We start from the raw sequence: 14,102 nt of genomic DNA, 5'->3' as shown, positions 1-14,102 counted from the left end.
AGTTAAAACCGTTAAAAAACATGCTGTTTTAACGAGATACTTTTACTTTTGCACGCTTAAAACAAGACTCCTTGAACGCGAACATCTACAAGGCCCATTTTGCACTTTTTGGCGCAAATGTTATTTACGGCCTCAATTATATTATTGCCAAAGGCATTATGCCTCATAAAATTAGCCCAACGGCTTTTGTATTTATCCGTTTGGCTTGCTGTGTTGTGCTATTTTGGGCACTTAAATTTATGTTTGTAAAAGAGAAAGTAGAACGTAAAGATTTTTTACGCTTGGCACTTTGTGGTTTACTTGGTGCAGCGGCCAATATGCTGTTTTTCTTTCATGGCATTAATAAAACCTCGCCGGTAGATGCCTCTATTATTATGACAGTTACGCCTGTTTTAGTTTTTATTTTTAGTTTTTTCATTCTGAAGGAACGCATGACGAAGAACAAATTTATAGGCACCGTAATTGCCGGTATTGCCGCCATTTTTCTTATTGCTTATGGTAATAAATCTGAAGGCACAAGCTCACTACTCGGTAATTTTTTGGTGTTTTGTAATGCTGCCTCCTATGGTCTTTACTTAGTTGTTGCAAAAACCCTAATGCGAAAATATAATGCCCTAACCGTTATTTGTTGGATGTTTTTGTTTGGTTTACTTTTTGTTACACCGTTTTCTATTCAACCTATAATGGAAACTGATTTTGCGGGTTTTACAACCAATACGTATTTAGTTATTGGTTTTGTGGTATTGTTTACCACGTTCACTACCTATTTACTTAATTTGTATGCGCTAAACCACGTTATGCCATCGGTAACGAGTAGCTATATTTATTTACAACCCGTAATTAGTTTTGCTATGGTAAGTATTTATGCTTTTGTATTAATGAAAGAAGAATACGCACAAGATATTAACCTGGTTAAAATACTAAGTTGCTTTATGGTTGTTGTTGGCGTTTACATTATTAGCAAACCGCCTAAAAATCTAGCATAATAGTAAAATTGGACCAAGTTGTTTTAGTAATCTTTGAAATATTTTTAGGTTGAAAAATAACAATTTCAATATGTTTCTGTTTATATAAATGAAGATTGCTTATTCTTTATTATTTTTACAGCATTAATCGACACCCTTTATGAGTTCATCTTTTGAAAAACATCAAAAACGCAGACTAATATCATCGTACTTTTCGGTGGTTTTAAGTATTGCCTTAGTTTTATTTTTACTAGGCCTGTTGGGTATGTTGGTTTTAAATGCTAAAAAAGTATCTGATCATTTTAAAGAACAAGTAGTACTTACTATTTACTTGAAAGATTCGGCTAAAGAGGTTGAAACCAAACAACTTGAAAAAAGTTTGGCTATGGCCGATTATGTAAAATCTACCGAATACGTTTCTAAAGAACAAGCTGCTGAATTTATGAAAGCAGAAAACGGTGAAGATTTTATGGATTTTGTGGGCTATAACCCTTTACAGAACTCGATTGATGTACACTTAAAAGCAGACTTTGTAACCTCGGAACACCTTGAAAAAATTTCTGCGGAAGCGTTACATAAAAACTTTGTAGAAGAAGTAACTTATGATAACGACCTAGTAAACCTCATGAACGACAACGTTAAAAAAATTAGTTTTTGGGTTTTAGTTATCAGTGGTATTTTTACTTTAATTGCGGTATTATTGATAAATAGTTCTATTCGTTTGGCAGTATATTCTAAACGATTTACAATAAAAACCATGCAAATGGTAGGCGCTACAAAACGCTTTATTCGCCGTCCGTTTGTTTGGAAAAGCGTACGTTTAGGTATTATTGGCGCTATATTAGCCTTAATAGGTATGGCCGTTGTATTGTATTATTTAAACAAAACTTTTGCCGAATTAGAACTACTAAGCAACCCGATTTTAATAGCTGTTTTATTTGGCGTTATTTTCGCGCTAGGTATTTTAATAACTTGGATAAGCACACATTTTGCAACACAACGTTTCTTAAATTTAAAAACAGACGAGCTGTATTATTAGGCGAAAGAAATTTAAAACAACATTAACAGAAATTCTGAATTAATTCTGTTAATTTGCATGACTTACAAACACTATGGAAGATAAAAAACAAAAAGAAGTAGCAAAAGCCACCTTTGTATTTGGCAAGAAAAACTATAAATTCATGTTTATTGGTTTAGCAATTATTGCTCTTGGTTTTATTTTAATGTCTGGTGGTGGTAGCGACGATCCTGCAGTTTTTAATCCAGAAATTTTTAGCTGGAGACGTATCCGTTTGGCACCAATGCTTATTCTTATTGGGTTTGGCTTTCAAGTTTATGCCATTTTATTAAATCCGAATAAAAAGTAAGACGAGTTAGATTAACTTACTCTTGTTCGATTTCTCCTTAGGTAGAAATGAGTAGCCCATAGAAAACAAACGCACTTTTATAATTGTCTAGCAAACGTAGTTGCCATTTTTTCTACATAGCCATAGCTATTTTTCATAGCATCATTTAAACTTTTCGAATACTTAATAACGGCATCGGTATATTCTATCCCGAAATCTTTAGCGTTATCATTTTCTAAATCTATAGATCCACAAAAGGCAGCGACTTTTATTTGTTTCGCTTTCGCGGAAGATAGCACGCCTTGTATTGTTTTTCCAGACATGGTTTGCGTATCTAGCTTGCCTTCCCCTGTAATAATCCAATCGGCACCATGCAATTGCTTATCAAACTGAGCTAAGTCTTTTATAAGCTCAATACCACGCTCTAACGTACCATTTAAAAACACTTTTGAAGCAATCCCCATGCCGCCGGCAGCACCTGCACCTTGAATACTTTGCGCATCGACACCAAAAATAGATTGTAATATTTTAGCAAAAGATTTTAAGCCATCGTCCAATAAAATAACATCGCGTGCCTTTGCTCCTTTTTGAGTTGCATAAATATAAGCCGCACCATCTTCTCCGTACAACGGATTGGTAACATCGCAGGCTATTTTAAAATTAACTTCGCTAATATTAGGATGTACATTAGTGGCATCAATAGACGTAATATTTAATAAATTAAATCCCGTAGGCACAACTTCCTTTCCTTTTTCATCTAAAAAACGATAGTCTAAAGCTGTTGCCATACCAATACCACAATCGTTGGTTGCACTACCTCCAATACCTAAAATAATAGTTCTAGCGCCTTTATTTAAAGCATCCAAAATCATATCTCCTGTACCGAGTGTGGTGGCATTTTTACAATCGAAATCCTTACGTTTTAAAAGTTTTAAACCCGAAGCTTCAGCCATTTCAATAAAAGCTGTTTTAGACGCTTCAGCATAGAGATAATTCGCTTTTATAGGTTCAAAAAACGGATTACTAACATCGACCTCAACAACCTGTCCATTTAAATAAAAATTAACCACCTCAATAGTACCATCTCCTCCGTCGGCAAGTGGTAACTTTAAAATACCAATGTCTGGATTTACAGCATGAATACCAGCCTCAACAGCTTGACAAAACTGCATACCGGTTAAAGAATTTTTAAATTTATCGGGTGCGAGTACAATTTTCATAACCTTTACTTTTACTAAAAAGATAGGAGTAGAAAAGATACGAAATAATGACCTAACCTAGCATTTCCACTTTTAAAGTTTAAAATTTATAAAAGATTCTCCCTTTAGTACCTCAATTTTAATATTTTTGCGCCATGGAAATAATAGATGCAATTATACTCGGTATTATTCAGGGACTTACCGAATTTTTACCCGTTTCGTCAAGTGGACATTTAGAACTAGGAAAAGCCATTTTGGGCGATAATTCTGTTCCGGAAGAAAGTTTACTTTTTACTGTAGTACTTCACTTTGCAACAGCATTAAGTACGATAGTTATTTTTAGAAAAGATATTTTAAGCTTGATAAAAAGCGCTCTAAAATTTGAATGGAACGAAGATTTACAGTTTATTTCTAAAATTGCAATTTCCATGATTCCAGCAGTTATTGTTGGTTTATTTTTTGAAGAACAACTAGAATCTCTTTTTGGAGGTAATATTTTACTCGTAGGTTGCATGCTTATTGTAACCGCTATTTTATTATACTTAGCCGATAAAGCTAAAGACACCGACAAAAACGTGACTTTTAAAAACGCATTTATTATTGGTATATCTCAAGCTATTGCAATGTTACCAGGTATTTCGCGTTCTGGAGCAACAATTTCCACATCGGTTTTATTAGGAAACGATAAAACAAAAGCAGCGCGTTTTTCATTTTTAATGGTTGTGCCTTTAATTTTTGGAAAAATAGCAAAAGACCTTTTAAGTGGTGATTTAACTTATGATAGCGGAAACTTTACTGCGCTTTCCATTGGTTTTGTAGCAGCATTTGTTGCTGGTTTATTTGCTTGTACTTGGATGATTTCTTTAGTGAAGAAAAGTAAATTATCATATTTTGCTATCTATTGCTTAGCGGTAGGAGTTATTGCTATTATTTACGCTTTATTAAATTAAGATGAAAACTGTTGACGATTACCAAGCTGGAGAAGTACTATTAATTGATAAACCTCTAAACTGGACTTCTTTTCAGGTGGTGAATAAACTACGTTGGGAAATACGCCAAGCTTTCAACATAAAAAAAATAAAAGTTGGTCATGCCGGAACTTTAGATCCTTTAGCCACAGGTTTATTGGTGATTTGTACCGGAAAGATGACCAAACAAATTGACACCTTTCAAGGTCAAATAAAAGAATATACAGGTACATTTGTTTTAGGTGGCACTACGCCATCTTACGATTTGGAAACCGAGATAAATGAAACCTTTGAAACCGCACATATTACCGAAGATTTAATACACAGTACTACTGCGCAATTTACAGGTGATATTGAACAATTCCCGCCTATATTTTCAGCATTAAAAAAAGACGGAAAACGTCTATATGAATACGCTCGCGCAGGAGAAACGGTTGAAATTAAATCGAGAAAAGTGCAAGTTTCTGAATTCGAAATCACAAAAATTAATGATTTAAATATTGATTTCAGAATTGTTTGCAGCAAAGGAACTTATATACGCTCTCTAGCTCACGACTTTGGAAAAGCATTGCAATCTGGCGCTCATTTATCGGCATTGCGCAGAACCAAAATTGGTGACTTCAATGTTGCAAAGGGAGAATCTATCGAAGACTTCATTGCATCCTTAAAAGTCTAGTATCAATACTTTTGCGTATATTTATTAAACATTTGCTATTAAACCCATCGATTTGAACCTAACAGATCAACATAAAGCCCTACTTATTACGCTCCTAATTTCAGGAACCGTAGTGCTTACTATATTCAATATGGGCCTTAAACTGCAGAATGAATTAGCTGCCGAAAGTTACTACGAACTAGAACCCGAAAAAGAACTTACTATAGAAGACGTTAAAACACTTGAAGCGCTCGAAAAGCTTAATAAAACTAAAGCAGAGACTAATTCGGCCTTTAACGAAACGCAAAAAAGCAAACATTTTGCGCAAGCTTATACAACGGTTGCACCACCCGAAGATTATGTACCGCAAAGCCAAAGCAACGAGGAAAGTACTGATGAATCATACATTAAAAAATATGAGACTATAGACTCTAAACTTGATAAAGACCAGCTATCATCTTTCAATAAAGTAAACGACTTACTTAAAAAACAAAAAGACGAAGCTAATAACTCAAAAAGTACCATAAGCTTTTCGCTTTCTAATCGCGAAAAAATCTACATCCCTATTCCTGTTTATCTATGTGAAGTTGATGGTAAAGTAGTTGTAAATATTAAAGTAAATTCTAGCGGAAATGTTACCGATGCATATTTAAACAGATCGTCCAACTCATCGAACGATTGTTTAATCAAACATGCCTTGGAATACGCTAAAAAATCGAGATTTAGTAGCGATGGCTCCAAGGCATCTCAAATTGGAAGTATTACTTTTAATTTCGTAGGGAAGCATTAAGCCACATTAACAGGGCTTACTTCCGTAAGTATTTTAGCGACATCCTTAATAATATTTTGTCCTTTGTCTTTATTATACCAATGTTGTAAATCTTCTTTAAACTCTGGTGTTAAGCCACCATTTTCAGCTTTAAATCTATTCACTAAATTAGTTGCTTCACTTGGTCTTGGTCCAAAGGTGTTTAAAACTTCACCTGTAGCATCATCAATCATGATAACTTTAGGTATTGCACGACCACCATTAGTTAAAAACGCATCGATAAGTTCTAGATTTTCATCACGAAGCACCACTTTCATATCAATATTATCATTCAACTCTGCCATTTTATTAATAGCAGGTAAAACATGGGCAGCATCGCCACACCAGCTTTCTGTAATAACTAACCAAGTCGATTTTTTATCAAAAGCTTCTATTTTTTTTCTATCGTCTTCAGTAATTTTAATAGTTTTGTCCCATCGTTTCATACGCTTATCATTAAGCCTTGTATAGTTAGCCAAATCGTCATTTTGCACAGGGCCTGTACTTGCATTTTCTTCTACCAGGTTTTTAACCAAATCTCTGTAAGCTTGGTAAGTTACACTGTTTTTTAATCCGGAATTTATAATTGAGTTACTCATAATATTCTTTTTTAACTTATACAAAATTAGTATCTTGTACCTTGATTTATGCTGACTTTTGTCATGTTTTAATTACAAAACTTACACTATTTTAAATAGGTTTAAAAATTTTAAGGATGTGGATAAGGCAAAATGATGAAAACTTAAACCTTTAAAATTACAATAATAATGACAAAACACCGATGCGGATGGTGCGAAGGCGATGCTTTATATGAAGCTTACCACGATGAAGAATGGGGTATTCCCGTTTATGATGATGCTACACTTTTTGAGTTTTTAATTTTAGAAACTTTCCAAGCGGGATTAAGTTGGATTACCATATTACGAAAACGAGAAAACTTCAGGAAAGCTTTTGATAATTTCGACTATAAAAAAATTGCAACATACAGTCAAGATAAAATGGACGATTTACTTTTAGATGCTGGTATAATTCGTAATAAATTAAAAGTTAAAGCTACCGTTACCAATGCTCAAGCTTTTTTAAAAATTCAGGAAGAATTTGGGAGTTTTAGTAAATACATTTGGGAATTTGTAGATGGTAAACCTATTAAAAACAGTGTTGATATATACAAAAATGCACCACCAAACACACCGCTTAGTGATGCCTTAAGTAAAGATTTAAAAAAGCGTGGTTTTAAATTTGTTGGTAGCACGGTTGTTTATGCACATATGCAGGCTACAGGAATGGTTAACGACCACGAAACAAAATGTTTTAGGTACTCGGAAGTTTAATTTTAAACGTCGTTTTATTAAGAAAAGAATCTCCAAATTTTAAGCATGCCCCATATTAAAACACTCCTCTTTTTAACTCTCATATTTATAAATTTTGAAGCTTTTTCTCAAGAACATTTTAGCGCTTTAGGAGAAACAAGTTTTGGCTTAAATAAAAAGGTTTCCGATACTTACGGAATCAATTTTACGCTAAGATCTCGATATTTTCTTTATAAAGACGAACAATTAAAATACAACCAACAACAAGTCGACCTCTATCACTTTTCAAAATTAAAACTAGATAAACGTCACGATTTAAGTTTAGGTGCTTACTACAGAACAAGAGACCCGTTTGATAGTGGTAGCAACGAGTTACGCTTTACTCAGCAATTCACTTACAAAAAGAAAAACCCCAATATGCGGTTTAGCCATAGACTTAGAGCCGAACAGCGCTTTCTAAAAAATAAAACTATTTTTAGAGAACGCTATCGCTTTTCTTTAAACTTACCCATAAATAATGATACTTATTTTATTGGAGCACTAGAAGGTTTATTAAGTTTAACTAAACAAACAACTTTGGAATTAGACGAACGCTCTACAGCACAACTTGGTTGGTTATTGAGTGATAATTTAAAACTACAAGCAGGTTTAGAGCATCGATTGGAAACTTTTAATATAGAACCTCAACATTACGTTTTTGTTTTAACAACAGCTGTTATAAACATTTAGAATACAATATATCGAGTTTAAGTAGGTATATGTTAAAGCGGTAAACATATTACTGAATTTCTTCATTAAATATTGATGATTGCTTATTTTTACCTTTCCAAATAATATCCCTTTTTGCTTTTATGACTCTAAAAAACAAAAGCCTTTGGCAACTTGGCTTTGTCATTTCTTTTTTAATGCTTTTCTCTACCTGTTCTAGGCAAGATACGCTTCGTCCTAATATCAAAACTCAGTTAGCAGCATTCGACACGCTAACTTTAACACATCCCGATCAATCTCTCTTAGATTTAGATCACTTATTAATAGATGATGATTTAACCACCTTAGAGCGTGCCATGTTATTGTTTAAAAAAGGAGAAGCCTTATACCTAAACGATAAATACCACGAAGCATTTAATGTGCACTTAAAAGCATATGCATTATTTTCTGAACTAAAAGATAAATACAACGAAAGCCGATCATTAATTACCCTAAGTGGTGCAGCTTTGCACATGGGAGATATAGAAACATCTCAAGCATACGCCTTAAAAGCGCTGCATTTAGCCCAATTAATTGGAGACAAACGTGTAGAAGGAAAAGCTTATAATCAGCTTTTTAGCTTACACTTTAAATTGAAAGATTACGATAAGGCTTTAACTTATATAAAAGCAACCGATAGCCTGTATTCTAAAACTACCGATACCACATCTATTATTGCCATAAAGAGTAACGTTGCTAGTGTTTACCTACAGCTTAAACAATACAATAAGGCGCTAACGAGCTATTCTGAGGCTATGTCCTTAAGCCAGTCTAATAGAAACCCAAAAACATTAGTTAGCGTTTTAAATAATATTGGCTACACTTATATAGAAGCCGGAGAATATAATATGGCCGAAACATTTTTGAGAGGTGCCATTCAGTTAAATAAAAACATAAAAGTAATTAACGCCGCTCCGTACAAAGGGCTTGGTTCTATGTTTTTATTAACTAAAAAGAACGATTCGGCCGAAGTTAACTACATCAAGGCTTTAAAGATCTACGCAACTAACAATAATGCAAAAGAAGAAATAGAAGTACGCGATAAACTTATAGCAATAGCTATAATGTCTGGCGATTATGTAAAGGCTCTCGATAATCAAATAGTTAGAGATAGTTTACAATTAGATGTGAGTCGTTTAGAAAAAAACCGCCTTTTAGATTTTGCTAACGTTAATTACGAAGTCAAGCAAAAGGAAACAGAAATTAATCATCAAAAAGAAATAAACTCTAGAAACCAATGGCTTTTAATCAGTACTATATTATTGGCTGTAATGCTACTTATAGCAACCGCATTTTATGTTTACAACACCAAGTTGCGCGCTGCTAACAAAGCCTCGAAATTAGAGCAAAGCTTGTTGCGTGTGCAAATGAATCCGCATTTTATATTCAACACCTTAGCAGCCATTCAAAATATAACTTTAGAAGGAAACCCTGTAAAATCCTCTAATCATATTGCGAAGTTCTCTAAACTTATTCGTCAAAATTTCGACTATGTTAGAAAAGAATCTATTACACTAGATAAAGAAATCGCCATGATTTCTAACTATATAGAAACACAACAATTACGCTTTAATAACATATTTACCTATACCATCGATATTGAAGACTCTATACATGCTTCTGAAATAAAAGTACCACCAATGTTACTGCAACCTTTTGTTGAAAACGCCATAGAATACGGCTTAAAAGAGAAAAAGGAAGGCGGAAATCTACTTTTAAAGATTGAAAAAGAACAGCAAGGTTTATTGTTTATAATTCAAGACAATGGCATAGGTCGATCGGCAAAAGCTAAACAAGAAAAGATAACCGAAGAGCTACACGCTACATCCATTTTTATAGAACGATTAAAAATGAGAAAAAAGGGCGAAGAGAAAACATTTACTATCGAAGATTTATTTGATAATAACAACACTCCAATTGGCACAAAAGTGTTTTTTAAATTAAAATTCTAATGATAAAAGCCGTTATAATAGAAGATGAGTTTAATGCTCTAAATACCTTAGACAAACTTATTAAATACACTCAAAAAGATATTGAGGTTATTGCTAAAATAGATAACATTACAGAAGCAACCGCCTTTTTAAAAAGCCAAACTCCAGATTTAGTTTTTATGGATATTGAGCTTATTGGTGGTAATGCGTTTCAAATTTTAGAAGCTTTAGATAGTATTGCTTTCAAAATAATTTTCACAACAGCTTATGATGAGTTTGCTATAAAAGCCATTAAATTCGACACTATAGATTACTTATTAAAACCTATAGATTCTGAAGAATTATCAGAATGTATTGACCGTTTTAGGGTTGCCTTTAAAAAAGAACAAGTTTATAAAAGTGCCATCGATAAGGTTTCGGAAATTAACGAAAAAGAACATCAAAAAACCCTATTAATTAAAACAGCCGATGCGCAATATTTTCTTCAAATAAAAGATATTATCCGTTGTCAGTCCGATGGTAGTTACACCATTTTCCATACGGTAGATAAAAAAATAATGAGTGCGCGCAACCTTAAATACTACGAAAACATTTTAAGTGAACACACTTTTGTTAGAGTACACCAATCGCATTTAGTAAACGTTAAATACATAAAAACGATTAGCGCGAACAATACAGTATCCCTAACAAACGACGAAAAAATACCAGTAGCAACTCGAAAAAAATCTTATCTAAAACAACTTTTAGACACTCTATAAGTGCAAATACAAAACGAAAAGTGGCAAATGTAAAACGGTTTTAAAATCATCCTATCCAAGTCTTAGTTTTGAGGTAAATAAACAAATAACCTTAAAATTTAAAATCATGGGATTAAAAGAAAACCGATTTACTAAAACTTTTCAAGAGGAACAATTTCCACAATTAAAAGCTCAAATAATTGAAGCGGCAGGTTTCGACGTACCTTTAAATATTGAGTGGGCAAACTTATTCGAAGATCGTTTTTTACACCTATACAACGACTCTTACCCAAAAATTTATTTCTTACCATTGATTGAAGCCTTAACGTCTATAACTGCAGATGATATGGGTAAAGAAGCACTTGCTGAAAGCTTAAAAGAAATACACATAACAAATACTCAAGATCATCACAACCCGAGTAACGGCTTTAGTTTTTCTAACGGAATTTTAACTCTAGACCATAGCCCGATTATTAATGCGGACGATGTTGATAGCCGTACCAAAGTACTCGTTGATTTATTAGAAAACAATTTATAAGTAAGCGTTTTAACCTATTGTTTAATTGGTAAAAGTTATTGATATGTCTAAATCTATTTTTTATATTTTTTTAATCGGATTGTTTTTATCGCTTGTTAGTTGCGGTGTTTCAGGAATTGAAGCAAAAAGAGGGCTAATAGCCTATTTAAAAATGCACCATAAAGATAAGTATGAGGTACTTACTTTTAAAAGAGATTTTAATGCGGCTAGCATGAATCCAGATTTATTTTGGGTAGAATTAAAGCTTAAAGAAAATCCGGATATTGTTATAAACTTTGATTGGAATGCGAAGAACAAAGCATTATACATAGCATCACACAACAGACACGACTTAAGTATCGAATCGTTAACACGGTATCAACAACAAGAAATTGTTTTAAGAGAAGAAATGCACGAAACTTTGGATGCTGATGTTGTAGACATGGAAGTAAATGTGTTTAACCATACCATTAGCATCACTTTAGAAAAGGAACCAACGCAAAGGGATTTTGATGCTTTTTCAAGAAAAATCCGTTACGTTTTGCAAGATTACCCAAACACATGGACTCAAGAAGCACATGTAGATTTCAAATTGAAAGACGAAAAGAAAGGTTTTTACGAACTTATAGTAAAGCCAAATACTTATAACGACAGCAACCTAACGTACAGGTATTACTCCAATGCTATTGTTGCAAATAATGCTGGATCTAAAAAGGCAGAACATATTGACCGTGTGATAAAACAAGAATTCGCTAAACCAGATTCTCCTATTTATTTAAATCGTATATGGGTAAACCAATCTAAATTAAACAGTTTCTATATCGCTTTTGAAAAACACGAGCCACTAAAAGAAGCTGAAGGAAACAGACACATAACGGAAGCAGTAGGCGTGTATATGGTAAAAATGAACTACCCAAACCTAGACATGAAAACCTTAAAATATTACGACTACAAAACCACTCCTAGAGACGGTATCTTCTATTCCCTTATGGATCAATTACCAGAAGATTATCAATTTCTTATAGAACACCCATAACACCAACTTACATCATGGAAAAACCATCTTATTATAAAGCGTTTGTAGCCCAAACGCCCGAGGATATCCTACAATCTATTTTAAAAAAAGAAGAACCACTTTTAATAGCTATTTCTTTAACCAACGGCAGTTACATGGAAGGTACGCTTCTAGATATTTCAGAAGAAAACAAGCATCAAAAATCGGTTTGTATACTTTCAGAAAACGATAACGTATCATTTTTCAACATACACGACATTACTGTTGTAACGGTAAAACAACCTAAAAAACTGGTTGTAGAATTATCTAAAGGCGCTATCAGTAGGCCTTTATCATCTGCCAATCAAGAATTGACTGTTTTACAACTTAAACGCTGGTTGAACAATGAAAAATTGTTGTTAGGAAATCAAATAAATGATTTAAAAATAGACACGCTAAATTTAAAAGAATTAAATAATAGATTGAATGTTCAAGATGTATTTACCGCATTGCAAAAGGCTGTAAACAACATCACCACAGATGCTCTAGGCGAGGAAGCTTATCAAGTACTCGATACCATTGTATTCGAACAAACAGAAACACTTCAGCTTAAAATACAATCTAAAACATTAACCATATCTCTAGCTATAGATAAGGCTTTGCCTGAAAATCTAGCCGACACTTTAGAAGAAAAGCTTCTTCAAATATTATAAAAAAATTAAATACACTCTTAAAAAAATAAAATTATGGGACTTAAAGAAAAAAGAATTATCCAAGCCTTTCAAAACGATTTATTTCCAGCATTAGAAACTGAAATTAACACAGCTGCAGGTTACACTGTACCTTTAAATATTTCATGGAACACCCTTATGGAAGATCGCTTTTCTCATATATACAACGATACATTTCCAAAAATATATTTTCTACCATTAATAGAAGCTTTTAAAGCTATTTGCGTAGACACGATGGGTGTGGAACTTTTACAAGCCGGATTAAAAGAAGTGGTTATTGTAAACGAAAACGACGAGCATAATACAGAACGTGCCATTACTTTTGAAGATGGTATTCTAAGAATAAACCACAGCCCAGTTTATTAATGCCGATAAGGTTGAAGATAGAACAGCACGTATTATTTCTTTATTAGAAGATAAACTAGAAGAATTTGCTGAAGGAACTCCTGATACAGCAACTACAGAAACTTCTGCTCCTACAACCGAAAAGAAACAAGAAGCAACAGAAGCTCCTAACAAAATGACAATACAAGAATTGTACAACCAGTCGCTTGTGCTTTCTCTAGAAAAACAAGAGATTTTTGGAGAAATGATAGAAGATTTAGGCTGGAGCTGCGATATGCTTGAAGGCAAATTAACTTATGGAGACAATCAGGTTTTTGACATTCAAGTAATAGGAACTTATGCTGAAAACGAAAAAAGCTGGTTATGGGCATGGGCAAATACTCAAAGTGGCATTCCTGAAAAATTTACACAAACAGCTTTAGCCATGAAAGCTGTAGGTGAAACTTACCAAATAGACGATTTAATAAATCCTAAAACAGAATTAGACTCCGATCCAGGTGCTTATTTTTCAACTATAGCGTCTTCTATGCTAAAAGAGAGTTGCTACGTACCATTAACTTTTAAAGGCTTAACCGTTTATGTTACTATTACTTCTAAAGAAGCCGATGACAAGGCCAGAACTGCACCTGCTTTAATTTGTTCTCACTTTACACAAGTTGCAGCAAGCTATAAGTTTCCACATAAATACAGCTTATATTTTTACTTAAAAGCAAAAGGTTACGAAGTAGAACTACCAGGAAATAATATTGTTGCTAAAAAGAATGATGATCAAATTCTTGGGATTTTTGATTTAAAAGGAAGACTCATGAAAATTTCTAATTCTAAAATAACAGTTCAAGCTTAATATAT

General features: G+C 33.3%; 18 protein-coding genes. 15 read left to right on the top strand and 3 right to left on the bottom strand.

Annotated features, from left to right (window positions below; genetic code table 11):
- The first annotated feature begins 71 nt into the window (after positions 1-71).
- The 3 genes from GQR98_RS07830 (at position 72) to GQR98_RS07820 (ending at position 2,332) form a co-directional block, all read left to right on the top strand.
- The gene (locus GQR98_RS07830; RefSeq protein ID WP_159019032.1) at positions 72-986 is read left to right on the top strand and encodes a DMT family transporter; all 915 of its coding nucleotides are present in this window, start codon (positions 72-74) and stop codon (positions 984-986) included.
- 139 nt (positions 987-1,125) lie between these two features.
- A complete protein-coding gene (locus tag GQR98_RS07825) occupies positions 1,126-2,004 on the top strand; it encodes a cell division protein FtsX (RefSeq protein WP_159019031.1) in 879 nt (292 codons plus the stop codon).
- A 73-nt stretch (positions 2,005-2,077) separates the two neighbouring features.
- On the top strand, positions 2,078-2,332 hold the full coding sequence (locus GQR98_RS07820; protein ID WP_159019030.1) for a DUF3098 domain-containing protein: 255 nt from the start codon (positions 2,078-2,080) through the stop codon (positions 2,330-2,332).
- A 77-nt stretch (positions 2,333-2,409) separates the two neighbouring features.
- On the opposite strand, the gene GQR98_RS07815 is transcribed toward GQR98_RS07820, so the two are convergent.
- The gene (locus tag GQR98_RS07815) at positions 2,410-3,531 is read right to left on the bottom strand and encodes a glycerate kinase (protein WP_159019029.1); all 1,122 of its coding nucleotides are present in this window, start codon (positions 3,529-3,531) and stop codon (positions 2,410-2,412) included.
- Positions 3,532-3,665: 134 nt separating this feature from the next.
- Here GQR98_RS07815 and GQR98_RS07810 point away from each other — a divergent pair, with 134 nt between their 5' ends.
- From GQR98_RS07810 to GQR98_RS07800, 3 genes are read left to right on the top strand one after another with little or no spacing between them, the layout of a single operon-like run.
- Positions 3,666-4,460 carry an undecaprenyl-diphosphate phosphatase gene (locus GQR98_RS07810; RefSeq protein WP_159019028.1) on the top strand — a complete coding sequence of 265 codons (795 nt, stop codon included), beginning with the start codon at positions 3,666-3,668 and terminating at the stop codon, positions 4,458-4,460.
- A 1-nt stretch (position 4,461) separates the two neighbouring features.
- Complete coding sequence (truB, locus tag GQR98_RS07805) at positions 4,462-5,154, top strand: tRNA pseudouridine(55) synthase TruB (RefSeq protein WP_159019027.1); 693 nt, start codon at positions 4,462-4,464, stop codon at positions 5,152-5,154.
- A gap of 52 nt (positions 5,155-5,206) precedes the next feature.
- Positions 5,207-5,923, top strand: a complete 717-nt coding sequence (locus tag GQR98_RS07800) for an energy transducer TonB (RefSeq protein WP_233268097.1) — start codon at positions 5,207-5,209, stop codon at positions 5,921-5,923.
- On the opposite strand, the gene GQR98_RS07795 is transcribed toward GQR98_RS07800, so the two are convergent.
- Entirely contained in the window at positions 5,920-6,540 is a 621-nt protein-coding gene (locus GQR98_RS07795) for a thioredoxin family protein (RefSeq protein ID WP_159019026.1), read from the bottom strand. The two genes, GQR98_RS07800 and GQR98_RS07795, sit on opposite strands and share 4 nt — an antisense overlap.
- A 168-nt stretch (positions 6,541-6,708) precedes the next feature.
- On the opposite strand from GQR98_RS07795, the gene GQR98_RS07790 reads away from it, so the two are divergent.
- The 8 genes from GQR98_RS07790 (at position 6,709) to GQR98_RS07755 (ending at position 13,274) form a co-directional block, all read left to right on the top strand.
- Entirely contained in the window at positions 6,709-7,272 is a 564-nt protein-coding gene (locus tag GQR98_RS07790) for a DNA-3-methyladenine glycosylase I (RefSeq protein WP_159019025.1), read from the top strand.
- 45 nt (positions 7,273-7,317) lie between these two features.
- Positions 7,318-7,980 carry a DUF2490 domain-containing protein gene (locus GQR98_RS07785; RefSeq protein ID WP_159019024.1) on the top strand — a complete coding sequence of 221 codons (663 nt, stop codon included), beginning with the start codon at positions 7,318-7,320 and terminating at the stop codon, positions 7,978-7,980.
- 122 nt (positions 7,981-8,102) lie between these two features.
- Positions 8,103-9,950: a tetratricopeptide repeat protein gene (locus tag GQR98_RS07780; protein WP_159019023.1), complete on the top strand. Its 1,848-nt coding sequence runs from the start codon at positions 8,103-8,105 to the stop codon at positions 9,948-9,950.
- On the top strand, positions 9,950-10,687 hold the full coding sequence (locus tag GQR98_RS07775) for a LytR/AlgR family response regulator transcription factor (protein WP_159019022.1): 738 nt from the start codon (positions 9,950-9,952) through the stop codon (positions 10,685-10,687). Before GQR98_RS07780 ends, GQR98_RS07775 begins: the two co-directional genes overlap by 1 nt.
- Before the next feature lie 106 nt (positions 10,688-10,793).
- Complete coding sequence (locus tag GQR98_RS07770; RefSeq protein WP_159019021.1) at positions 10,794-11,204, top strand: hypothetical protein; 411 nt, start codon at positions 10,794-10,796, stop codon at positions 11,202-11,204.
- Between the two features lie 43 nt (positions 11,205-11,247).
- The gene (locus GQR98_RS07765) at positions 11,248-12,219 is read left to right on the top strand and encodes a hypothetical protein (protein WP_159019020.1); all 972 of its coding nucleotides are present in this window, start codon (positions 11,248-11,250) and stop codon (positions 12,217-12,219) included.
- A 14-nt stretch (positions 12,220-12,233) separates the two neighbouring features.
- Positions 12,234-12,890 (top strand): hypothetical protein, encoded by a 657-nt coding sequence (locus tag GQR98_RS07760; protein WP_159019019.1) that lies wholly within the window; start codon positions 12,234-12,236, stop codon positions 12,888-12,890.
- A 33-nt stretch (positions 12,891-12,923) separates the two neighbouring features.
- Complete coding sequence (locus tag GQR98_RS07755) at positions 12,924-13,274, top strand: hypothetical protein (RefSeq protein ID WP_199270278.1); 351 nt, start codon at positions 12,924-12,926, stop codon at positions 13,272-13,274.
- Here the strand turns inward: GQR98_RS07755 and GQR98_RS18965 are convergent.
- Positions 13,245-13,427, bottom strand: coding sequence for a hypothetical protein (locus tag GQR98_RS18965; RefSeq protein WP_199270277.1), 183 nt, complete (start codon positions 13,425-13,427; stop codon positions 13,245-13,247). The genes GQR98_RS07755 and GQR98_RS18965 overlap by 30 nt on opposite strands.
- Before the next feature lies 1 nt (position 13,428).
- On the opposite strand from GQR98_RS18965, the gene GQR98_RS18960 reads away from it, so the two are divergent.
- Entirely contained in the window at positions 13,429-14,097 is a 669-nt protein-coding gene (locus GQR98_RS18960; RefSeq protein ID WP_199270276.1) for a DUF6882 domain-containing protein, read from the top strand.
- The last annotated feature ends 5 nt before the right edge of the window (positions 14,098-14,102 follow it).

The organism is Algibacter sp. L3A6 (genome assembly GCF_009796825.1).
Classification (GTDB): domain Bacteria; phylum Bacteroidota; class Bacteroidia; order Flavobacteriales; family Flavobacteriaceae; genus Algibacter.
The sequence above is the reverse complement of the archived record's forward strand: the minus strand, read 5'-3'. Positions and strand labels throughout refer to the sequence as shown.

Coding starts and splice junctions, on each gene's coding strand:
- GQR98_RS07755 (WP_199270278.1), top strand. CDS start 12,924: ATGGGACTTAAAGAAAAAAGAATTATCCAAGCCTTTCAAAACGATTTA.
- GQR98_RS07810 (WP_159019028.1), top strand. CDS start 3,666: ATGGAAATAATAGATGCAATTATACTCGGTATTATTCAGGGACTTACC.
- GQR98_RS07815 (WP_159019029.1), bottom strand. CDS start 3,531: ATGAAAATTGTACTCGCACCCGATAAATTTAAAAATTCTTTAACCGGT.
- GQR98_RS07795 (WP_159019026.1), bottom strand. CDS start 6,540: ATGAGTAACTCAATTATAAATTCCGGATTAAAAAACAGTGTAACTTAC.
- truB (WP_159019027.1), top strand. CDS start 4,462: ATGAAAACTGTTGACGATTACCAAGCTGGAGAAGTACTATTAATTGAT.
- GQR98_RS07825 (WP_159019031.1), top strand. CDS start 1,126: ATGAGTTCATCTTTTGAAAAACATCAAAAACGCAGACTAATATCATCG.
- GQR98_RS07780 (WP_159019023.1), top strand. CDS start 8,103: ATGACTCTAAAAAACAAAAGCCTTTGGCAACTTGGCTTTGTCATTTCT.
- GQR98_RS18960 (WP_199270276.1), top strand. CDS start 13,429: ATGACAATACAAGAATTGTACAACCAGTCGCTTGTGCTTTCTCTAGAA.
- GQR98_RS07785 (WP_159019024.1), top strand. CDS start 7,318: ATGCCCCATATTAAAACACTCCTCTTTTTAACTCTCATATTTATAAAT.
- GQR98_RS07760 (WP_159019019.1), top strand. CDS start 12,234: ATGGAAAAACCATCTTATTATAAAGCGTTTGTAGCCCAAACGCCCGAG.
- GQR98_RS07820 (WP_159019030.1), top strand. CDS start 2,078: ATGGAAGATAAAAAACAAAAAGAAGTAGCAAAAGCCACCTTTGTATTT.
- GQR98_RS07790 (WP_159019025.1), top strand. CDS start 6,709: ATGACAAAACACCGATGCGGATGGTGCGAAGGCGATGCTTTATATGAA.
- GQR98_RS07770 (WP_159019021.1), top strand. CDS start 10,794: ATGGGATTAAAAGAAAACCGATTTACTAAAACTTTTCAAGAGGAACAA.
- GQR98_RS07765 (WP_159019020.1), top strand. CDS start 11,248: ATGTCTAAATCTATTTTTTATATTTTTTTAATCGGATTGTTTTTATCG.
- GQR98_RS07775 (WP_159019022.1), top strand. CDS start 9,950: ATGATAAAAGCCGTTATAATAGAAGATGAGTTTAATGCTCTAAATACC.